Source organism: Dyadobacter chenhuakuii, assembly GCF_023821985.2.
Taxonomy (GTDB): domain Bacteria; phylum Bacteroidota; class Bacteroidia; order Cytophagales; family Spirosomataceae; genus Dyadobacter; species Dyadobacter chenhuakuii.
In genome coordinates this window covers 1114372-1136122 of sequence record NZ_CP098805.1, presented here as the reverse complement: position 1 = coordinate 1136122, position 21751 = coordinate 1114372, and the positions used below count along the sequence as shown (strand labels likewise).

The 21751-nt window shown below is 48.9% G+C and carries 21 protein-coding genes; 3 read left to right on the top strand and 18 right to left on the bottom strand.

Translation table 11 applies throughout. The features are described 5' to 3' along the window. Position 1 precedes the first annotated feature (1 nt). The 17 genes from NFI80_RS04725 to NFI80_RS04645 form a co-directional block, all read right to left on the bottom strand. A complete protein-coding gene (locus NFI80_RS04725) occupies positions 2 to 3214 on the bottom strand; it encodes an nSTAND1 domain-containing NTPase (protein ID WP_235164720.1) in 3213 nt (1070 codons plus the stop codon). A gap of 5 nt (positions 3215 to 3219) precedes the next feature. Beyond that, positions 3220 to 3645, bottom strand: coding sequence for an ATP-binding protein (locus tag NFI80_RS04720; protein ID WP_233798012.1), 426 nt, complete (start codon positions 3643 to 3645; stop codon positions 3220 to 3222). A gap of 12 nt (positions 3646 to 3657) precedes the next feature. Next, entirely contained in the window at positions 3658 to 3978 is a 321-nt protein-coding gene (locus NFI80_RS04715) for an STAS domain-containing protein (protein ID WP_233798011.1), read from the bottom strand. A 231-nt stretch (positions 3979 to 4209) separates the two neighbouring features. Continuing rightward, positions 4210 to 6330 (bottom strand): glycogen debranching protein GlgX, encoded by a 2121-nt coding sequence (glgX, locus tag NFI80_RS04710; RefSeq protein WP_233798010.1) that lies wholly within the window; start codon positions 6328 to 6330, stop codon positions 4210 to 4212. Between the two features lie 3 nt (positions 6331 to 6333). Then, on the bottom strand, positions 6334 to 6672 hold the full coding sequence (locus NFI80_RS04705; protein WP_026631488.1) for an STAS domain-containing protein: 339 nt from the start codon (positions 6670 to 6672) through the stop codon (positions 6334 to 6336). Between the two features lie 27 nt (positions 6673 to 6699). Continuing rightward, positions 6700 to 8523 carry an AGE family epimerase/isomerase gene (locus tag NFI80_RS04700; RefSeq protein WP_235164721.1) on the bottom strand — a complete coding sequence of 608 codons (1824 nt, stop codon included), beginning with the start codon at positions 8521 to 8523 and terminating at the stop codon, positions 6700 to 6702. 113 nt (positions 8524 to 8636) lie between these two features. Beyond that, positions 8637 to 9062 (bottom strand): VOC family protein, encoded by a 426-nt coding sequence (locus tag NFI80_RS04695; RefSeq protein WP_233798008.1) that lies wholly within the window; start codon positions 9060 to 9062, stop codon positions 8637 to 8639. Between the two features lies 1 nt (position 9063). Continuing rightward, the gene (locus tag NFI80_RS04690; protein ID WP_235164722.1) at positions 9064 to 9642 is read right to left on the bottom strand and encodes a DJ-1/PfpI family protein; all 579 of its coding nucleotides are present in this window, start codon (positions 9640 to 9642) and stop codon (positions 9064 to 9066) included. Positions 9643 to 9670: 28 nt separating this feature from the next. Then, on the bottom strand, positions 9671 to 10063 hold the full coding sequence (locus NFI80_RS04685; RefSeq protein ID WP_235160677.1) for a nuclear transport factor 2 family protein: 393 nt from the start codon (positions 10061 to 10063) through the stop codon (positions 9671 to 9673). Between the two features lie 35 nt (positions 10064 to 10098). Beyond that, positions 10099 to 10524 carry a hypothetical protein gene (locus NFI80_RS04680; RefSeq protein ID WP_233798005.1) on the bottom strand — a complete coding sequence of 142 codons (426 nt, stop codon included), beginning with the start codon at positions 10522 to 10524 and terminating at the stop codon, positions 10099 to 10101. A gap of 33 nt (positions 10525 to 10557) precedes the next feature. Further along, positions 10558 to 12117: a GMC family oxidoreductase gene (locus tag NFI80_RS04675; protein WP_235164723.1), complete on the bottom strand. Its 1560-nt coding sequence runs from the start codon at positions 12115 to 12117 to the stop codon at positions 10558 to 10560. A gap of 26 nt (positions 12118 to 12143) precedes the next feature. Continuing rightward, positions 12144 to 13853, bottom strand: coding sequence for a thiamine pyrophosphate-binding protein (locus NFI80_RS04670; RefSeq protein ID WP_235164724.1), 1710 nt, complete (start codon positions 13851 to 13853; stop codon positions 12144 to 12146). Continuing rightward, a complete protein-coding gene (locus NFI80_RS04665; RefSeq protein ID WP_235160673.1) occupies positions 13843 to 14670 on the bottom strand; it encodes a type 1 glutamine amidotransferase domain-containing protein in 828 nt (275 codons plus the stop codon). The genes NFI80_RS04670 and NFI80_RS04665 overlap by 11 nt, the downstream gene beginning before the upstream one ends. A 56-nt stretch (positions 14671 to 14726) precedes the next feature. Then, positions 14727 to 15182 carry an ester cyclase gene (locus tag NFI80_RS04660; RefSeq protein WP_233798001.1) on the bottom strand — a complete coding sequence of 152 codons (456 nt, stop codon included), beginning with the start codon at positions 15180 to 15182 and terminating at the stop codon, positions 14727 to 14729. Positions 15183 to 15212: 30 nt separating this feature from the next. After that, positions 15213 to 16367, bottom strand: a complete 1155-nt coding sequence (locus NFI80_RS04655; RefSeq protein WP_235164725.1) for a nuclear transport factor 2 family protein — start codon at positions 16365 to 16367, stop codon at positions 15213 to 15215. Between the two features lies 1 nt (position 16368). Further along, positions 16369 to 16779, bottom strand: a complete 411-nt coding sequence (locus NFI80_RS04650; RefSeq protein ID WP_233797999.1) for an ester cyclase — start codon at positions 16777 to 16779, stop codon at positions 16369 to 16371. Further along, on the bottom strand, positions 16776 to 17639 hold the full coding sequence (locus NFI80_RS04645) for an ester cyclase (RefSeq protein ID WP_235160670.1): 864 nt from the start codon (positions 17637 to 17639) through the stop codon (positions 16776 to 16778). Before NFI80_RS04645 ends, NFI80_RS04650 begins: the two co-directional genes overlap by 4 nt. Before the next feature lie 301 nt (positions 17640 to 17940). On the opposite strand from NFI80_RS04645, the gene NFI80_RS04640 reads away from it, so the two are divergent. The 3 genes from NFI80_RS04640 to NFI80_RS04630 all read left to right on the top strand — a co-directional run bounded on the left by NFI80_RS04640 (position 17941) and on the right by NFI80_RS04630 (position 20686). After that, positions 17941 to 18876, top strand: coding sequence for a GAF domain-containing protein (locus NFI80_RS04640; RefSeq protein WP_233797997.1), 936 nt, complete (start codon positions 17941 to 17943; stop codon positions 18874 to 18876). A 218-nt stretch (positions 18877 to 19094) separates the two neighbouring features. Continuing rightward, positions 19095 to 19916, top strand: coding sequence for a sensor histidine kinase (locus NFI80_RS04635; RefSeq protein WP_235160668.1), 822 nt, complete (start codon positions 19095 to 19097; stop codon positions 19914 to 19916). Next, on the top strand, positions 19913 to 20686 hold the full coding sequence (locus NFI80_RS04630; protein ID WP_235164726.1) for a LytR/AlgR family response regulator transcription factor: 774 nt from the start codon (positions 19913 to 19915) through the stop codon (positions 20684 to 20686). Before NFI80_RS04635 ends, NFI80_RS04630 begins: the two co-directional genes overlap by 4 nt. Here NFI80_RS04630 and NFI80_RS04625 read toward each other — a convergent pair. Beyond that, on the bottom strand, positions 20683 to 21744 hold the full coding sequence (locus tag NFI80_RS04625) for a dihydrodipicolinate synthase family protein (protein ID WP_235164727.1): 1062 nt from the start codon (positions 21742 to 21744) through the stop codon (positions 20683 to 20685). The two genes, NFI80_RS04630 and NFI80_RS04625, sit on opposite strands and share 4 nt — an antisense overlap. Positions 21745 to 21751: the final 7 nt, after the last annotated feature.

Genomic DNA, 21751 nt, shown 5'->3' with positions numbered 1-21751 from the left:
ATTATCTGATGTTCCGGGACAGTTTTTCGTAAGGAATATCCTTTCCAATGTATTGGTCCCACTCTTCCTCGGTCAGTTCGCGTTTTACCTTTTTAGAAACTTCGGCAAACAATGCAGCCGAATTAATGTCCCATATCCGGACCGTTTTATCCGCACCGGCAGCCAGCAATTTGTTACCATCCCGGGTAAATTGAATATCCATCACCCAGTAATCGAAATCGCTCAATAATACAGGCTGTTGTTTGGAAATATCTTCTTTTGCATTCCAGATGCGTATTTTCCAGTCATAGCAAGCAGTGGCAATGCGGCTTCCGTCCGGCGCGAAAGCAATGCTGGTTATGCCCGAAGTGTGCGTTCCCTGTGTTCCGTTCATTGAGTTTGGAACGGGCTCGTTATTGTTCATGCGCACATTGTAAAGCATTCCCGAGCTGGTGCCGAAGTATAAATGCTTCTGATCAGGCGTGAATGCCATTGATAGCAGCCTGCCGCGGATGCCGGGGAGATTGTATTCTGCCGGTTTTGCATCCGGTTTGGTCAGGTCCACACGGATGAGCTTGCCCGTTCCGGTTGCCAGGAACATATACTGGCCGTCAGCCAGTATTTCAACTGAGGCGATCTCGGTGCCGACATTGATATTTCTCACGACATCCAGCTTTTTGTCGCTCACATCCCAAAGCCTCACCTGCCCGGAAGAACTTACAGAGAGCAGATGCGGCCTGTTATTAATGTTCTTCACCGTCAGCGAAAACACGATGCCGTCATGCCCTACGATGGTTTTAGCAGGCGGCACGCCCGGCATAAAATTGTCCCAGCGGACGATCTGACCATTGGACGAGCCCGTAAAAAACGTTTTTCCGTCAGGCGTAAACGCGACGGAACGAATGCTTTTGAAGGTTTGCTTCGGATTGCGCAGCAAAAGCGGCTTGGCCGCAGGCGTGAGATAATTCCAGAGGCTGACCACACCATCGTCCCCTGCCGTTGCGAAAACCGAATTGCCGGCTTGCGGCTCGGCGACGACGCGCACAATGTCATTATGTGCAATTAATGTTGCCTTCGCGCCCGCCGCTTTGGATAGTGCATTAAAAATATCCGGATTCTCGCGTTCCCCGCCATTTTTTATATTAAAATCATATGCTTTCAAAGCCAGTAATGCAGTCAGTTCATCCCCGGCCGGCATTTGAAAGGACTGGATCGCAATGAAGCGGGCCACTGCTTTGGAGCGCTGTTTCAATGCATCATTCCGGGAGCTTTCTGCTTCTTTCTGGGCCGATTGCGCATACACTTTTTGCCTGTCCGACTCTTTCTGTGCGCTTACCGCGTATTCTTTTTGAATTTCTGTTTGTTTCTGAGATTCGACCGCTGCTTTTCTGGCATTATCGGCCTGGATCTTTTGTTCCTCAGCGATTTGCTTGGCGATTTTTGCGGCAATGCTCTCTTTCACGGCTTTCTCCTGTTCCCTTACCGCAATGCCTTTTTGTTCTTCGGTTAATGTCTTCTGCAGCTCGGCAAATGTGCCTTGCTGCTCTGCGATTTTCTTTTGCGCAATGGCTTCACGTGTCTGATCCTCAGCCCGTTTCCGTTCCTCCAATGCCAGGCTTTCCTTTTCCAGGGCCGTTTTCTCACTCTGCTGTGCCTGCGTGCGCAACACAAGTGCAACAATCAAAAATAGTAATGATACTAATGAGCTGATCCCGAGCACCGAAGCGAATATTCTGGCTTTGCGCAGCTCGCGTTTCTGGCGGTCTTCTTTCTGACGAACTTCCAGTTCGTATTGTTTTTTACTGTAATCTAAAAAATTGGTCGCACGTTCGAAAAACGGATCATAGCGCTGCGCCCATTCCAAAGTCGGCTCGCTTTCTTTCAGCCATTTAAGTCCCAGTTGCAGCTCGGGATTAACCCAAAGTCCTGTACGGCCTTCCTGGTAAAGTGAAGCCGAGTAACTGAGCTGCTTGTAAAGCTTTGCAGATTCCAGCTCCTCTTCTATCCACTTTCTGCACCGCTCCCAGAATGTGAGTACTTTTTCAACCGAAACATCAATGATCGAGTCGTGATCGATCTTTACGCCTGGTTTTGGCGTCAGGATAGAGACACCATTTTCGCGGAAAACCATGATGACGTCGATCAGCAGATAATCGGGAATGCCGGTGATCTGGATGATCTCGCGCAAGACGGTCGGGTGCAGCGAGGAGGTGTCGCTGGGGCCCAGGACAATGAGGGATTTGAAAAGTTTGGCTGCTGCATTCCGCCTTTTTTCATCCAGCCGCTGCGTGTAAATTTCCTCCGCATGCATGGTGATCGACTCCTGCATGCCGCCAATGGCTTCATAATCAACACCCGAAACGGGAGACGAGAATGGTTTGGTCGATTTCCAGCGATCCCAGGTGCGCATCAATGCATGTTGCAGAATGGGCAGAAAATCCGGGTTATCCGCCAATTCTTTAAGCAAACCTGCAACAAGTTCAGGCTCAATGCTGGCGCCCACCGACTCAACAGGCCCCACAATGACTTGCTTTACTTCCTCCGGGTTCATTTTCGGAAGCAGATAATAGCCCTTGTTAATGATCTCGGTCAGGCCGTCGAATTCCGTGCAATGGTCCAAGTAGTCCGACCGCATCGTGATCACCGCGTGCACCGGAAGCTCACGCTGGTTAATGAGGGTCAACAGCAGTTTTACAAATGCATTGGTTCTGTTTTTACCCGAAAAATCTTCCGAAAGCTCATAGCGGAACAGCTCCTCAAACTGATCGATCACCAGCAGAATTTTCTGGTCACGGATCGCCGAAAGCAATGTTAAGGCAACTTTGGGATCTCTGCTAAGTTCTTTTTCCACAGCCAATGGATCGCGGCTGTCCCAAAGCGGATCGATGTCCCGCAGGGCCACTTTCAGGGCCTCTACGAAATTTCGCACGGGATTTCCCCCCGGCCGGAAAATGATCACTTTCCAGCGGCCTGCCGCCCAGCGGTCTGCCGCCCAGCGGTCTGCCGCCCAGCGGTCTGCCGCCTCGCCTTGTTCCAGCGATGGAATGAGGCCCGCTTTGATTAAAGAAGATTTACCACTTCCCGAGGATCCGATCAACGCAAGAAAACGCCCGTCCAGGAGTTTGTTTTTCAACTCCCGGATGTGCGCGTCCCTGCCGAAGAATAGAGCATGATCGTCATAATCATAACTTCTAAGGCCGGGAAATGGATTGGTAACAGTAGAATTCTCAACCATAGGACTCAGGTTGCGGCAATTTTCATTACAAATTTGTTACGGTTCTTTCCATCGGCATATTCATAGGAAAACTCATCTACACCATTGATTGTCAGGAAAATACCAAGACCTCCAATGCCGCGTTCTTCCAGCGAAAGCGTCAGGTCCTGCGCATTGGGCAGGTCTTTCGCGAGCGGGTCAAACGGCGCGGCAATGTCTTCCAGGATCACCACGAGCTTATCAGGCATGATTTCACTCACCACCTGAAAATCCGCTTCGATCCCTGGTTCCTGGTAACCATACAAAATGATGTTCGTAGCAATCTCATCAACCGCCAGTTTGAGACTGTAAGTTGGTTTTTTGGCCAAACCAGCCTTTTCCGAGAGCTCACCAATGTATTCCCGCAGCGAATCGAGAGAATCAACAGTGCCGGGAAAACTTTTCGATTCCATTATCAGGAGATGTTAAACTGGATATTGATCAACGATGGTAACGCTGTGCTGCAGACCCGTTTTGGTAAGCGTGTCCACGATCAGTTCCTGGGGTTTCACAATGTAAATGGATAATTTCGGCCCGATTTTTTGTTTTGAGTAAATCAAAACGCGGAGCCCGGCAGAGGACATAAACTTAAGGTCCTCCATATCAAGCACCAACGAATCGATCGGCTGATTTGCAATTTTCTCAATCTCGGTCTGAAACACCCGCGCCGAAAGCGAATCCAGCTCACCATGCAATGTAAACCGCGCCTCCTGATTCTCTATTAAGGATTCTATTTGAAATGCCATGATGTTGTTTTATAAGTTTTGAAACAATTATTTTAGGTTTAAATCTTACTTTTTGTGTTGCTGTCGTATCGCACTCATCGTGCTTGTGAGCCGCGTCGGGGACGTGCCTTCGTCTCCGCTCAGGCTGACAGGGCGTTCCGCTTTTGCTAACCAGTACCGTCGTACAACCAGCACTGTCACCCTGAGCGGAGCCGAAGGGGCGCTACTGCTAGCCCCACCGCCGAAGGGGCGCTACTTCCCAACCAACACCACCGTAGCTCTCCCGCCAACCAAAAACCTCCCCTGATCCTCCAATTTCGGCTCCTTGCCGATCTCGTAAATGTCTTCACCTGACGGCATGTCCGTATTCACGGCCAGGTGCCAGCTTTGTCCATTCGGGAGTGGTGGGAGTTCGTAGTACAGGCCATCCCAGTGGGAGTTCATCGCTACGTAGATGGAGTCGTCGACAATGGTTCCGCTTTTGGCGTGGGCGCCGTCCAGCATGAATGCCAGGCAGCGGCTGCTGGGTGAAAAATCGGGTTGCCAGGCTTGGGTTCCGTGGAATGTGATGTCCGCAAAACCGCTTCCTACGTAATCCCTGTGCTGGAAATGCGTCCTGCTCCTCAGTACCGGGTGGGCACGGCGGAAGCGCATGATGCGTTGCGCAAAGTGATAAATATCCGCGTTTTTTTCCATCAGGCTCCAGTCGAGCCAGTTGAGCTCGTTATCATGGCAATAGGTGTTGTTGTTCCCATTTTTGGTAACCCCAACTTCATCGCCCGAAAGGATCATTGGCACACCCTGACTCACCATCAGGATCGACAACGCATTCTTTATCTGCTTGTGACGGAGCTGATTAATGTACGCATCATCTGTTTCACCTTCGACGCCGCAATTCCATGAATGATTATCATTACCACCATCATTGTTATTCTCTCCATTCGCTTCGTTGTGTTTTTCATTGTAAGCGAAGAGGTCATAAAGCGTGAAACCGTCGTGGCAGGCGATGAAATTGATGCTCGCCGTCGGGCCGCGATAGTAATACAAATCTGGCCATCCCTGGATGCATTGTGCCATTTCTCCAACCAGGCCTTCGTCGCCTTTCAAGAATTTCCGGATCGAGTCGCGATATTTTCCGTTCCATTCGGCCCAGCGTCCGTAAGCCGGAAATGAGCCGACCTGATACAATCCGCCCGCGTCCCATGCTTCTGCTACGAGCTTGCATTTGGCAAGGATCGGGTCGTAAGCGAGCGATTCCAAAAGCGGCGGATTGCTTAATGGCGCGCCGTTCTGGTCGCGGCCGAGAATGGCGGCGAGGTCGAAGCGGAAGCCATCAATATGGTAATCGGCTGCCCAGTAACGCAGACAGTCCAAAACCATGTTCCGCACCACCGGATTGTTGCAGTTCAATGTGTTGCCAGTTCCTGAGAAATTGAAATAATAACCCTCAGGCGTCAGCATGTAATAAGTTTTGTTATCTATTCCCCTGAAAGAGATCGTATGACCGCGGTGATCGCCTTCGGCTGTGTGATTGAAAACCACGTCCAGCATTACTTCAATGCCGTTTTTATGGAGTTCTTTCACAAGCGTTTTCAGCTCGTCCACTTGCATGCCAAACTTCCCTGTTGCCGCATAACCTGCCTTTGGAGAGAAGAAATTAACCGTGCTATAACCCCAGAAATTGACGATCAGACCGCCTGTAACCGGGTTTTCCTTGCTGTTTTCCCATTCATCAAACTCATAAATCGGCATCAGCTCCACGCAATTGATGCCCAGATCTTTCAGGTAAGCCACTTTGCTACGGATGGCCGCAAATGTGCCTGGATTTTTAACATTCGATGACGGATGCTGCGTAAAGCCGCGCACGTGCATTTCATAAATGACCAGATCCTCAATAGGCGTTTCGAGCGGGTGGTCATTTTCCCAGTCAAAATCCTCGAAAACGAGGCGCGAGCGATACGGGTAAATGTTATCCCAATTCGGCTTGGCCAACCAGGAATCCCGTCCGCCAATGGCTTTGGCGTAGGGATCGCTGAGTATAATGCTTTTGTCGAAACGATGACCTTCTTCGGGCTTGAACGGGCCGTCCATGCGGTAACCATATTCCAGGCGCTCGTAATCCAGATCAAACACGATCATGGAATACACATTGCCCGTGCGGAATTCCTCAGGGAAACGGATTTCTGCAAATGGTTCGGCCTCGCCCCTTTCGAACAATACGAGTGTACAGTCGATAGCTTCGCTGGAATAAATGCTGAAATTGATTCCGTTAGGGACCATAGTCGCACCAAATGGCAATGCATGTCCCCTTCTGAATTTGATCCCCTGCTGCTCGTGCGTCGGGTAGTAATCAATCCTGATATCTGTTGCCATGGATTAGTCTTGTTTTAGGAATGCAACTCCGTCTTCCGGCTTTTCCACGATCGTAAAAAAGTTGATAAAACCCGTGGTTGACATGACGTCCTGGATTTCTTCGGAAACCCCCACCAGCACCACTTTCCCTTCCTGCGACCTGATATTCCTGTAAACCATCAGCAATACGCGCAGCCCGGCGCTGGACATGAAGCCCACTTCGGTGAGGTCAATCGCGATGTTCTTGCTTTTGTCCATGGCCACCTTTGCATTTCTTTCAAATTCGGGCGCCGTTTTGCTGTCTATATCGCCGGAGACCGCAACCACCGTAATTTCTTCCTGATCCGTAATGGTAACTTTCATCTGAATAGTTTCTTAATGTGGTTCAAATTACTTGGCCGAACTGATCTGTACTTTTACGCGGATACGTTCCTCTGTTTCAGGAAGTTTCACGGTAAGTCCGTAGGCATCGAAATCGCTGTAAGGCTGATCGTCAATAAAGACTTCGCTGATATACACGCTTCCAGGAGGCAAAATGTCCGGTGAAACACGCAGAATGTTGTCCTTCCAGCCGTTTGGATAAGGCTTAAAGTAGAAATAAGTCGGCTGCTTGGTGATCAGCAAATTGATATAAACAGCTGACAAATAGCATAGTTCTGTGCTGTGATATGCACTCATTGAGTGGCTTCCTTTGAAACGCTCTGTTCCCAAAAGATACGGCATACCATTGCCCAACACATTGAAATACACACCGCCATCATCATTATCCAGGAAGAATGCATTGTAGAATGCAGCCGCCTCACGCGCTTGTTTTTCATATTCTTCATCGCCCAATACCCCGTACATGATCAGGTAAGCAAGGATCGCTTGCTCCTGTTGCCACCATGCTTTGCGGTCGTGCCATACAAACTGGTGCTTGTCACCCGTTTTCTGCACGCGTTCCACAACGTCATACCAGCCACCACGCTGCTGATCAGAGCCAGCCGCAGGCATGAGTTCAGCAATTTTTTTGGCAAATGCCAGGTATTCTTCTTTCGGAGTAAGCGATTGCTGACGGATCAAATTCCACGCGATTTTAAGGTTGTGGCCTACTACTGCGCGATTTTGCTGCCATCCCCAGGTCTGGTCTTTGCTCCAATCCTCGAAAAATTTCTCCTGAACAAACGGGCTGTTTTCGTAGTCCGGGAAATGCCTGGTAATGGTGTCAAATGTATATTCCAAAAAGTCTGCATGCTTCTGCTCGCCGCTGGCCAGCCAGAGGTTGATCAGGTAAGCCGGTGCGTGGTCCCCTACTGAGTTCCAGTTTTTGCGGGCTTTATTGTGTGCCAAAGATTCCTCGTGCGCATCCAGTGTGATCGGGTGCAAGTGTGAGAAATAACCTTCGCCGTCGTGGTCTTTGAAGTATTTTTCAAAAAGATCAATGGTCTTGTCAATGTCATCACGGATGCGCTGATCGCCGGTGATCCGGTAAGTTTGCGTCGGGCCTGCCAATGCGTAGATCTGCTCATACATAGGAAGCGAATCCAGGTCGTCGCCAAATTCCGAAGTCAGCAATTTGGTTTCTTTCTGGCCTTCCACTTTCAAGCCGTGATACCAGTAAACGAGGTCATCGTCCTGGTCAAAAAAGCGCATATGGTCGCGCAGATATTCTGTTCCAAGCTCAGCACCTTCCAGGAATTCGTCTTTTCCGGTTAACAGATAAGCTGACGCAAATCCGTAAACCATTCTTGAAATCGTGTCCGTTTCCTGCAAGTAATCTCCTTTTTTGGAACCTCCCAAATGGAGCATTGTGCGGTAATTTTTGTAATTGATCTCCTCCTTTGGATAATCAAATTGCCATTTCAGATAGCTGGAAGCGATCGAGCTGATCTGCGTGATCCAGTAATTCTGCTCCTCGTGGCGATAGGCTTTCGGCTCCTTGCCCGGGAAAATCAGCTGCTGCGCTTCAAACGTGCTTTCATCTGCGCCAGCATTGGGATAAAATGTTCCGTAAGCGAAAACGTACTGGCCGTTCGTAGACAAAAACGGAGCGATATCGCCCGGATCCTGCCAGCCTTCTGTCAGGTTCTGCACACCGCGGGCATAGGTGGAAGCGATCAGGTTGATCTTAAAAGGACGCTTGTCCGATGTCTCCACGGTAAACCAGCGTTCCTCTGCATTATATCCCGTGATATACCCTGCAATGGTATCTGAAAAAGTGAAATTTATATTCATGCGTTAGTTGGTAAAGGTGTTTACTGAATGGTTTACGTTTTTGCTCCTTCCCTTCGACTCCGCTCAGGGTGACAGGACAAGGCCACTGTCACCCTGAGCGGAGCCGAAGGGAACTAGGCGACCAAGTCTTCCTGATCCTTATAGCCCTGGGTAATTTCTATGATGTTCCCTTCCGGATCTTTGAGCCAGACGGTTTTCCAGCCTTCAATTACGTCGTCGAAATGGAGCGGGCCTAGGGTGATGACGGCGTCTTCGCCCATGCTTTCTACTTTGGCATCAATGTCGTCCACGGAGAATGCAATGTGCCTTAATCCGGGATAATGCGGGCCGTCGGCTTCGGACATCGGGTAAGGGCGGTCTTCTTCGGGCGGGAAGATTTCGAAATAAATGTTGTCGTCGTTTTTGAGGAAAACCAGCTCGGCATCGTCGCCCAGACTGATGACCCTTGCCCGTCGAAAGCCAAAATATTTGGAATAAAACTCCTCGAACTTAGCGAGGTTCCGAACGGTTAGTGCCAGGTGAAAAAATGTCGCGCTCATGTTAATTCTGGTTAGCTGCTGACAATGTTTCAATGATCTTTTTCGCAAACAAATGCGCGTGCCCGCCCGAGCGTCCGGTGATCAGGTCGCCGTCCATAACCACATCTTCATTGGTATAAATGGCTCCGTAAGCTTTGGCATCGCCGATAAGGTTATTGTGGCACACCAGCTTGCGGCCGCGAACGAGCTCAGTTGCGGGTGCAGTAAGCCATAATCCGTGGCAGATGATGCCTTTCAAAATGCCTGGTTCCGCAAAAACGCGTTTCAGGAATTCGGTTGCGGGCGGGATTTTTTCTACGTCTTCCGTGTAACGCAGCCGGTCAGAGACCATGCCGGAAGGAACGATGATGGCATCGTAAGTGCGCAGTTCTTCGTCGCTCATGTTTTCGAACGATTCCCAGCAGTCCATCGGCGCACGATATTCGTGGCCAAGGAATGTTAGTTTATCCTGTCCCCATAACCTTGTCAGAAAATGCAGGTCAGCGCCTTCCTCGGGAAAGCGGAATTTGTAATAGAATATTTCATTTTCAAAATAATCGGCCTCCAAGAGCACGCCGATCTTTTTTCCTGCCAGTTTCATGAGGAAAGTGTTATGGGTTATGTTTTAATTAGGCTAATGTTCCGTCCGGATGCTGCACCATTCCGGCAAAATGGATGGCGATTTTTCCGTCCTGCAGCACCCAGCTGTCGGCGAAGCGCATTTCGCTTTTCTGGCCTCCTACTGTCATCGTGATCTGTTCGGTGATCATCAATGTTTCAGGATTTTCGGTTTCGGCCCAGAACACAATGTCTGTTTCCAATCCGTCGATCCCCAAAATGCCTTGCATATGCTCGTTCACCTGGTCGCGGCCTTTGTAGATAACCGGCGATTTGGAGAAGCTGCTGATCAATGTTGCGTCATCTGTGTATTGGTCCAAAAGCGCGTCAATGTTCTTATCTAGGATGTGCTGGATGTGTTCTCTGTACATCTTTCCCAGCTTGGTATCCGGAACGTTTTTCATGATTGTAAAAAATAGAGAAGGGTTAATAACCTGATTTATAGCGTAGCAGAGCCTTCATGATATTCGAGGCCGTCGACGATGTATTTGGTAATGATCACATTTCCGGCATCATTCAATTTCACTTCCCATGTTTGGAAAGCATCGCATTTGATGCGCTTGCTGAATGGCTCAGGGGCATTCCAGACGCTGGCTTCCCATTGCACCACCACCTTCACCACAGCCGTGTTGCCCGTAATGACCGGCTCCACCACTTTCACGGTGTGCACTTCGTCGAAGAAAATGCGGATCACGCGCTGAAACCAGCCTTCAAATCCTGCATAACCATAAACGGTTGCTTCCGGGAAAACCATTTCGAGTTCGGCATCCGCAAGCAGCGGCAAAACTTCAACCATAGGGACATGGACATCCAGCTTCTTATACCAGTCAAGAGCCAGTGCTTGTATTGCTTCCTGCGTTAGCATTGTGTTGTATTTTTTAAGTTAATTATAATTCAATCAATCGATTAGACTTTTTTTGAGATCGGCAACAGGATGTGCTGCCAGGATCATTTCGGCTGCCTTTTCACCAATCATGAAACAGGCCGCCACTGTATTCCCGCTCGTAACCGTAGGCATAACAGACGCATCGGCTACGCGCAGATTTTGAATGCCGTGAACCCTTAGTTCTGCGTCCACAACGGACATTGCGTCGGTGCCCATTTTACAAGTTCCTGCCGGATGCCAGATCGTGGTGCTTTGGCTTCTCACAAATGCTTCAATGTCCGCATCCGCACCAGGCACCATCTCCCCGCCGTTCAGTTCGAGGAATTTAGGAGTATTAGCAAGCTTTCTGACCAGTTCAACGGCCTTGGAAAGCACTTCCACATCCGCTTCCTGATCCAGGTAATTCGGATTAACCACAGGCTTGTCTGCCGGATTAGCGGAGCGCAATGTCACCTCTCCACGACTTTTAGGCTGCACCAGGATCGGAAGGAAAATGCAGACCGGTCCGCCCAGGTCGGGAAGCACAGGCGCCAGTGGTTCGGGTAAGCTTGGTGTAAAATTGATTTGCAGATCTACGACGCTGCTTTCTTCTCTTACTTTAACGAACAATGCATTACCCGTCAACAGCGTGGTGTTTGGCATCGCGATTTTAGAACGGTAAATCATGGGAAGCTGCAAATGATCCTGCAAATTTTTCCCAACACCGGGAAGGTCAGCAACCAGTGGAATGCCGTTTTGTTCCAACTCATTTGCCGGTCCTATGCCCGACAAAAGCAATATTTTCGGCGTATGCAATGCGCCCGCAGAAAGGATCACTTCTTTACTGCAAAAAACCTGCTCTGTATTCCCCGCGCTGGCAAGTAACTCAACACCGATTGCTTTTCTATCATCGATCAGCACATTGGAAACGAGCACATTAGTGTAGATCGTCAGATTCTTTCTTTCTGAAATATTATGCAGAAATGCAGACGCGCTGCTGTCACGATGGTTGTTCTTATCAATGTGAAATTGCAACAATCCGGCGCCATTTTCCTGGCGTGCACCATTGTAATCCCAGTTTGGGCCATCATAACCCAGCTGCGTGGCACCGATCAGGAAATGATCGGAACGCATCACATCGTCCGGACACTCGCGAATGCTCAGTTCACCGCCTGTTGCATGAAACTCCGAAGCACCGGTTGCAAAGTTTTCTGATTTTTTGAAATAAGGCAAAACAGATTGGTAACCCCATCCTGTTGCACCCATGGCTTCCCATTCATTGAAATTGGCGGGGTTGCCGCGAACATACATCATGGCATTGATCGCCGTTCCGCCACCTAGCACTTTGCCCTGGTTGATGGTAATAGCCCGGCCGCCCAGCCCGGGCTGATCCGTAGTAGACAAGTTCCAGTCGAGATCTGATCCCCATAGACTTACAAAGCCGCCCGGGTCGTGGATCGCAGGCTCCGTATCCTTGCTTCCTGCCTCAATAAGCAGCACCTGAATCTGCGGGTCAGCGCTTAGCCGGTTGGCTAAAACGCTGCCTGCGGCTCCGGCACCCACTATAATGTAGTCAAAACCAGGTTGTTCCATTTCAGAAATGGTGGAGAGTTTATGTATTACTGTGAACAGTTTGTCTTTACCCAGTCCGACTTGTGGCTGCCTTCCAGCACCAGGTCGATCAAAAAGGGCTTATCGTCGGCCAGCATTCTTTCGATAGCAGGCAAAATTTCTTCTTCTTTTTCCACTCTTACCGCCTCTACACCCATGGATTGCGCCAGGATGTCAAACCGGATGGCAGGATAAGAAAGGTCAAATGGCAGCGGATGATCGTGTTTTGGAATTTCGCGTTCCTGCCAGTATTGGTCAATGTTGAGTTGCAGCAGTTTGTAAGAACCATTGTTGCAAACCACAAACTTGGCTCCCGTATTATGCCGCACCGCAGACCATAATGTCTGGATGGTGTACATGCTGCCGCCGTCACCGGAAAAGCCGATCACGGTCTTTTCAGGATTAGCGATTTTTGCACCGATCGCACCCGGAAAACCAACGCCTAAGGAACCGCCTCTTGTGAAAAAGTACTGCTTGGCAAGCGTCGGTGGCAGGTAACGGCTCACGGCCGCTGAGCTGGTTAATGCTTCATCAAAAATAATCGTTTCATCCTGATTCAGCTTCTCAGCCAGCACTTTCGTGAACTGCGACATATGAAGCGGCGACTTGCCTTGCTGCTGATCGTCTGCCTCTTTTTCGGCTGCGATCCTTGCATTTTTAGCATTACCGATCTGCTCTATACGTTGCTGAGCCTTCGCCTTTTGCTCAGCTGACATTACAGCCTCAATTTCTTGCGCCAATGCAGCAAGCGAAAGTTTCGGATCGCTTACCACACCCAGATCGACGCGGTGATTTTTGGCAATCTCATAAGCATTGAGATCGAAATGGATCACTTTCGCTTCCGGCGCATAAATTTCTCCCAATTCAGGAAAAACTTCAGGCATCATATAAGTGCCTACAATGAGGTTTGCATCTCCTTTTGTTGTTATCGGGTGGCTGAACGAACCGAACATGTGGCCCGTAGTGCCCTGATACAATGGATGCGTATTGTCCATGACGAGATCCCCGAATTCGACACCGTAGACTTCCGCGCCCAAAAGCTCGGCAACATGTGTAAGCTCAGGGATTGCATCCGAATAGGCAATGCCGTCACCGACGAAAATTATCGGCTTTTCGGCTGCCAGCAACATTTCCGCTGACTGCCTGATCAGTTCCGGCGCAGGCGAAACCCGCGTCGAAGGAATGCAGCTTGGAAATACGGGCTCATCGTTGATCTCGTCGAGGACATCCATGGGCAGGCAAACGTAAACCGGTCCCATAGGCGGCGTCGACGCTATTTTTACAGCGCGGCGCAAAGTGCGAAGCAGCGATTTCGAAGAGGTGGCCATGGTCGAATATTTGGTCACCGGCGCCATCATCGCTACGAGGTCATTGGCCATTTGTGCATCCATATTCATGTATTGCACACCGGCATCCGAGCCAATTACCACTAAGGGCGCATGACCTCTTTTGGCCTGATACACAGCGCCTACCGCATTGCCAATGCCCGGCGAGCTGTGCAGCTGAACCAATGTCGGCTTTTGTGTGGCGCGGGCATAACCGTCTCCCATCATCACCGCAATGGTTTCCTGCAAGGTGAGGATGTATTTCATGTCGGGATACTCGGCCAGGGCGTCAAGGAAACCTTGTTCCACCGTGCCGGGATTGCCGAACATATAATCCATGCCATCCGCAAGGAACTGTTCAATGATCTTCTGATTCCCGGTTTTACCAGCCATAACGTGTGAGGCCTTTGTCCAAAACGTTCACAAACTGCTCTCCGAATTCGAATGAACATTGCAATGAACGGCCTGTGATAAATGGATAGTCAACGATAACGGAAGTTTCTTTACCAAAATTTCCATGATATTGTCCTTCCGGTCCTACGGCGTCGGAAAGAATGTATTCCAGCACATATGGTGGGGGCCCCATGTTCAGATCGGTGTGCAGGAAGCCGGTTCCGTCGTGGTAATCGTATTCAATGCAGTGACCCGTCACGTGTTTTCCTTTGATGATGGAATTGCGTTCGTTAAAATCTCTTGCAAAAACCAGTGGCGCAACGCCATAGCAGATTCCGGCAACAGGCATTTGTTTTTTGTAAAAAGCAAGGATTACATCATGCACACGCTGGTTGTTCACCATGTCGATGATCGGGCCGCTGCCGCCTACCAGGAAAACCGCGTCGTATTCTTCGGTCAGTTTGTCCTGTGCGATTTTGAGGTCGCTATAATATTTTTCAAATGCGCGAAGGAAATCCGGTGTTGAGAAGTATGGACGCTGTGGGATCACTTCCGACAGGTTCATTGTATTTTCCAAACGGTTTGTCGCTTCAAATGCATTTACTTTATCAGCTGCGAGCTGCGTGGTAACACACACGCCCAGAGGAGGATCTACATAAGTGGTATCATAGCTTGGCGGCAGCGCTTCTGCTTTTTTGCCGTTTGGCGTAATAAAATCTACGGTGTAACCGGCTGCTTCCAGTTTTTCGAGCGGGCCTACCAGCTCAATGCCCCAATATCCGTATTCCGATAAAATGGCGAGTACTTTTTTAGACATAAAATTCGGGTTTGAATAATTTTAAAAACAATGTCGAGGAGGATTTACGAGTATCATCAGTGTGCTCCCGGTGCCGCTCCGGAAGGAGGAGGAGGAACTACGCCTAGCTGTTGCAAAAGGCCCAGTTCATCCACATTGGCCCAGCGCTCAGCGATTTTGCCATCTTTCATGCGGGCTGTGGTTGTTCCTGTTAATGTGATGGATTTTCCGGATGGCGGCATGCCCATAACGCCGCCTGTGTCGGTGCCGTTGAGTCTCCATCTGTGCACTACTTTATCGGCTACATATATCTGATCTTCAATGCTAAGCTTTGCATCCGGCATAGCGCCGCGGAACATGCCCACGATGCCTTTAAAACTGGCCGAACCTGGCTCAGAAACCGTTTTACCGCCCACTTGTGAATGGTCTATCGCGTCGGATGCCAGTAAGTCTTCGCGTACAACACCTGTGTTCCAGGCTGTTTCGAAAAATTCAACACAAATCGCATTGTTTTGTTCTGCTGTAAGTGACATGCTTTCTTCTTTTAAGGGTTAAAATGCTGTTCAATTCACTGTATAAGGTCTTCCGCCCAAAAAGGCTTCTACTATTTCTGCTGTATTAACGTGGTTATGGATCGAAGCCACTTTTCCGTCTTCATTCACGACTACAATGTGCACAACGCTCGTATGAAAAGGCAATCCGCTTGCTTTGGAAACGCCCGGCTCATCGATTAAAACGGCCGCTACATTGTCCTGGTAAAGCATCCTGACTGCCTTAAAACGGTCAAAACGCATGGTTTCAATGATCTGCTTTGCCGATTCCACGGCCGCAATCGGTCCGATGCGCTCACCCGACCATGCAATGATGTCCCTCGGTCCGAACATATGCCACACTACACTAGGCGCAAATGCTTTACGGATGTCTTCGGGTTTGAATCCTTGTAGTGCGCCATACATGGCCCTGGCCGATTTTACCGTTGCCGGCGCATTGTCAAAAATCGCTTCGTCGAACACAATGCTGTCCGTTGTGCGCGGCGATGTGACCGATTTATTGGTATAATGTGCTGATCCAAAACCATTTGCTGCTATCGTGAACGGCCTCCCACCCTGCATGGCCTCGATGATCGGAAATGTATCGCGGTAACATTGCAGCTGGCTGATCCTGCCATTTTTTACAATAACCCAATGCACCACGCTGCCTGAAAAAGCTTTCCCGGTTCTGGCTTCACCGCTTCCTTCGAGCACGACGGCCACTGTATTTCCCTGCGCTACAAACCGGGTCGGATTCAGTTTTTCAAAAGCCAATCCTTCTTTTTGTAATTGGAAAAATTGCCTTACTCCTGCTTTTCCGTCCCAGGCACCTGCCCAGGGAATCAAATCCTGCGGGCCGCCCATTTCCCATAAGACATCCTCAGCTAGAAACGATAAAATTTCCTCTATATCATTCTCCTGCAACGCCTTATAGAGCTCTTTTAAAAACGGGAGCGGGTCCAGATCAATCGCATCCACATTTTCCAGCGAGGCGAGGATCATAAATGAATCTGCCAGTCTGACCAATGTATTGTCGCCGTCCTGCTCAAAAACCAGGTCTTTTCTGGAAAGCTCGGGCTCATCAATGATCAGCACGTCCGTATCCGCATCGAAGCCTGGAATAATTGTAGGCTTCACCGGAAGCTGCCCGCCTCTGTTAACATAATGACGGACAACTGCTTTTTCCATTTTATTGAATCACTTTCAATTGTTGCAACAAACCCAGACTATCCTGGGCAACCCACATTTCAACGATCTTGCCGTTCTCGATGCGGAATATGTCAATTCCCTGGTCCTGGACCCGGATGCTGGTCGTTTCGCGTCCGAGGAAATTGCCGGTATTGGTGGCTTCGTATGACCAGCGGCTTACCACTTTATCGCCTTCTGCCAGTTCGTCGTGCAAGGTAAAAAACACGTCGGGGAATGCTATCAGGGCAGTTTCGAACCACTTTCTTAATGTAGGTGGCTGATGTGCCTGGCCGGGAGGAAAGTGAAAAACCACATCTTCCACTGCGATTTCGTCCAGGACTGCTACATTCTTTTCATTCCAGAAATCGAACCAGTATCTGCGTACTATTGCTTTATTTTCTTCCAATGTCATGATGGGATTGCTCCAAGTTGCTGCATTAATCCGAAGTCGTTTTCATTTACATGAACCGAAAGGATTTTGCCGTTTTTGATTGTGAAAATGTCGATCCCGTAATCCTTCACGTGGTTACCCGTTGGCGCGGCGCCCAGGAATTCTCCCTGGTGTGTGCCTTCAATGTTCCAGCGTGTGGCGACTTTATTGCCTTCTGCGGTCTGGCGCATTACCGTGAATTTGATGTCAGGAAATGCATTGCGCAGATAGCCTACGAAATTTTTGAATGCGGGATATCCGGCGATCGGCTCGGGCTGGGTTGGGATGATGAACGCAAATTCAGGATCCAGGATCTCTTCGATCACTTCCAGTTTGCCCTGGCTCATGATCTCGTCGAAATATCTGGTCGCTAATGTTTGGTTGTGTTCCAGGTCCGCGGGTACAGGCTCGTTTTCGGAAGGCAGGACGCCCAGTTGCAGCATTAGTCCCAGTGTATCTTCGTGACCGATAGATTCGGTGATCTTGCCGTCCTTAATCGTGTGCCAGGTCATACCATCGATTTCGAAGAATTTTCCGGTTGCTTCCACATTTCCTTTTACGGTAAGCAGTGGTCCGCCTGTGTGCGTGCCGCCGCCTCTCCAGCGCGTCACAACCCAGTCGCCGCCGGCCACCATTTCTTGTGGGTTAATGTAAAAATCAGGAAACGAACCGTGCAGCATCTGGACCAGTCCGAAAAATCCGTCAGGGCCGTGAAATGGCTCGGGATGTGTAGGCAGTGTGAATACGAAATCTTCGGATAAGATCTCATGAGCAACCTGCTCATTCTTGCCATTCATGATTTGATAAAAATATCGTCGAGAGAGTAACTTATTAGCATTCATCTTTTTAAATGTTCGGTTTGAAGGGTTCGACTTTTCTTAAATCAATGTGAGCAGGGTAACAAAACAAAATTTCGCGTCTATGTCCCTTTTCTTCCATAAATATCCCAATAACACTCGCGAAGCATTTCGAATTTTAACTGAAACTGAAAAATGTAGAGGTGAACCTGTTGTTTCCCGACCTCAAACCGACGACGTTAAACCTGGATTTTTGGGGTACTATTTTTTCTGACCTTTAAGTTCGGAATGGTAGTATTGTTTCTACTTTAGTTTGTATAATTGCAATACTAAAAACGTTTATCTCATGAAACCCTTAAACCTCCTCATCGTTGCCATCCAAAAGGAATATCTCGCTCTGCTTGAAGATTCTCTTGGCTACGCTGGTTACAAATTTAGTATCCGGCAAGTTGCTTCCAAACAACTGGCTATTGAAGCCTTTTACGAATCCAAATACGATCTGCTGATTTCCAATTGCCTCCTTCCTGACGGTAAGATTACCGACCTCGCCAATGTGCTCGGCAGCCAGCTTCCCTGCCTGGTTATGACAGAAGGACATTGCCCGGTTACGGCTGAAAGAGTGCTGGCAGTGACAGAAACAAGTTATTATATCAATTGCTCTAACAAACTGGGCTGGATCCCTGCACTGGAAAACACGCTGGCCAAATGGAAAAACAACGCCCGCAAAAAGATCGACCAGCATAACCAAAACCACGAGTCGCTTTACAAGAAAGTGCTTGCGCGTTGCGAAGATGAGCTTGCTTCTGATTCGCTTTCCAATGCATTCTCGTTGCTATTGGAAGTGATGGACCTGAGCAGAATTTATTTGTATATCAAAAATCAGCCTGCATCCGGTGATGCGCAGGACCTGACATTAAAGATAGAGGTTACTGCACCCGGCGTGCCCGCTAAGCATTCAGGAAAGACCATCAAGATTCCGGGTTTCAATCGCTGGAATGCGTTATTTGACGCCAAAAAACCAGTTTTAGAACCGTCTGCAAATATGACAGGCGCTGAAATTCAATGGCTTAGTCAGCAGGATGCCCTGTCGTTGCTGGCCGTTCCGATTCAGGGAAATGTAGGCTGGCTGGGTTTCATAGGGCTGGAAGACACCCTGAACAGCCGGGAATGGACGCAGGCAGAAATCGGTCTTATCGAATCTGTGGCGTCGCTCATCCAAAAAAAGAATACTACTTCCGCAAAAACTTCAAGGAATAGCAAGCTTCTGACAAGCCTGGCATGAACCCCGACTTAAATTATCGGAATGGGATGTCATTAGGTTGGCGTCTCTGTTTCATCCTAAGCTTATTTGCCACAATTCCGCGCCTGATCTTCGTCTGGACATCATTATTTGACCCCGACACGATCGGCTCTGGGTTGCTGGATATTTGCATTCAATTTATAATAAGCTTCGAATTTTCGTGGATATTCGTCTATATCTGCCTTCAAAATACTTACAATATGCCCAGCTGGTTCAACAGCCAGAAAACCTGGGTGCAGATCGTCCTGTTGTTTGTCCTTTTTATGGGGATCAATGAGATCCTTTTTCAGCTTAAACTGGCCCTGGACGCTGATAACTCGGATATGCTGATCTTCCGGGTGGTGTATTACCTGTATCACATTCTGCTGCTGCTGGCCATTCTCGGCTTCCGGAATTTTCTACTGACGACGCAGGAAAACCACCAGATCGGACTTGAAAATGAGCAGCTCAAACGCGAGCAGCTCAAAGCGCAGCTCGAAGCATTGCAAAATCAGCTGAACCCTCATTTTTTGTTCAATGCATTAAACATCCTGAACATTTCGATCGCTACCAATCCGGATCAGGCTCAGCGCATTGTACTGGATCTGTCGGACATTCTGAGATACAATCTTAAAGTGCAAAACCAGAGTCTCATCCTCCTTAAAGACGAGCTAGACGCTGCGCGTGCATATCTTGACCTATATAAGGCGAGATTTGGTGAGAAACTCGCTTACTGCTTTCATGAAGTGGAAACGGCCAGGAGTTGGTACATCATTCCACTTTCCCTTCAAATCCTGATCGAGAACGCAATCAAGCATAATGTGATCACTTCCAGTCAGATACTGATGATCGAGCTCAGGCTGAGCGAGCAAGAGAAGCACATTACGGTTTCCAATTCCGTCAACAAAAAAAATTCACCCGGAACCGGGATCGGCCTGCAAAACCTGGACAAACGTTACAAGATCCAAACGGGCCAAAAACCATTGTTGCTGCAAGATGAGCAGCATTTTACAGTTAAAGTTCCATTGATTGAAGCTCCATGACCAAGATCCTTATCATTGAAGACGAACAGCCAGCGGGCGAGTATCTGACGCAATTAATACAAAAAATTGATCCCAAAACTGAGATCCTGAATGTGCTCGACAGCGTAGAAACCGCCGTTGATTGGCTCAGCGATAACCCTAGCCCGGATCTGATTTTCCTTGACGTACAGCTCGGGGACGGCACTTGCTTCCAGATTTTCGAACAAATTTCCATCGGCTGTCCGGTGATTTTCACCACTGCGCACGACGAGTATGCCATGCGTGCCTTCAAGCTCAACAGCATCGATTATCTGCTGAAACCCATCCGCCAGGAATCCCTGAAATTCAGTCTTGAAAAATACTATCAGCTCAATGAGGAGAATGCCATCAGCAAGGTGAAATATCTGGAAGAGCTGATGCATAACCAGATCCTGAACCGAAAAAGTCCCCGCAGGAGCTTCCTGGTGCCTTATCGTGACAAACTGATCCCGTTAAAGGATTCTGATTTCGGGTGGTTAACCATTAAAAACGGAGTTGTGGTGGCCACTTTGCATGATGACAGGAATTTTGTTGTCGACAAATCTTTGGAAGAGCTTGAAAATCAACTGGACCCTACGAATTTTTTCCGGGCCAACCGTCAATTTATCATATCGCGCGAATGCATTTCGGAGATCGAATTGTATTTCAATGGCAGGCTGCTCGTCCGCACGACGCCATCCTCGTCCAACCAGATCCTGATAAGCAAAGAGCGCGTGCCCGTTTTCAAAAAATGGTTTGAAGAATTGTCTTAAACTACTTTAACGTGGCGATTTAAAAAATCAGTAACAAACTCATCATCAATTAAATGTGCATATGCTTGCGTGACGCGCGTGATCTCCTCAGCTTGGCCGGGCGATAGCGTTTCATTTGGGTTTAATGTCCAGATCCCTTCCATAAGTCCCTGCCTTTTCAGCACTTCATGCACGCCTGTGATGCAGCCGTGAAAGTTGTGCGCCGGATCAAAAATGGCCGCGTTCATGTCAGTCACTTCAATATTCAAGCGTAAAACATCAGCTGCATTTGTATGTTTGTTTTTTACAAATTCCTTTGCCGCCGCGAGCACCTTCACTGCCTTTTCTGTCCACACTGCCCAATGTCCCAGTAAGCCGCCCACAAACGTCTTTTCAATCACCTCACCATCGACTTCAAACCGGTAGGGCGTGATCAGGTCGGCTACAATGTTATCGTCGTTACCCGTATAAAGTGCTATTTCATTCACCCTCGAACTGTTGCAAACCGCGCGGACAACATCCAGCGTCTGGTAACGGTTAAATGCGGCAATCTTGATCGCCAGCACATTCGGGATCTCGGCGAACTGCTGCCAGAACTGATACGAGTAAACCCTGCCACCAATGGCCGATTGCAGATAAAACCCAAAAACCGGGATGATCTTCGCAATCGTTCTGATATGTTCAATAATGTCATCTTCCGAATGATTTTTGAATGCTGCCATACTCACCAGCCCAAGATCATAACCGTATTTCAAAGCGATGTTTGCTTCCTTAACAGCCTGATCTGTAAGCCCGACAATGCCGGCCACCTTGATAAAAGGACGGTCCAGATGCGCATTAGTAATCTCCTCTGCCGCAATCCTGAGGACTGTTTCATAAAGGTTTACCTCGGGATCACGGATCTCGAATTGCGTGGTATGCACGCCGACGGCAACGCCTCCTGCCCCACTGGCCATATAATATTGCGTCAATCCGCGCTGCCTGGGCTCGTCCAGTTGCAAATTCTGTTGCAAAGCCAGCGGGTGGGCTGGAATTACGGTGCCCTCAAACAACAGTTTCCTCGTTTCTGTGTTAAGCATTTCTCCT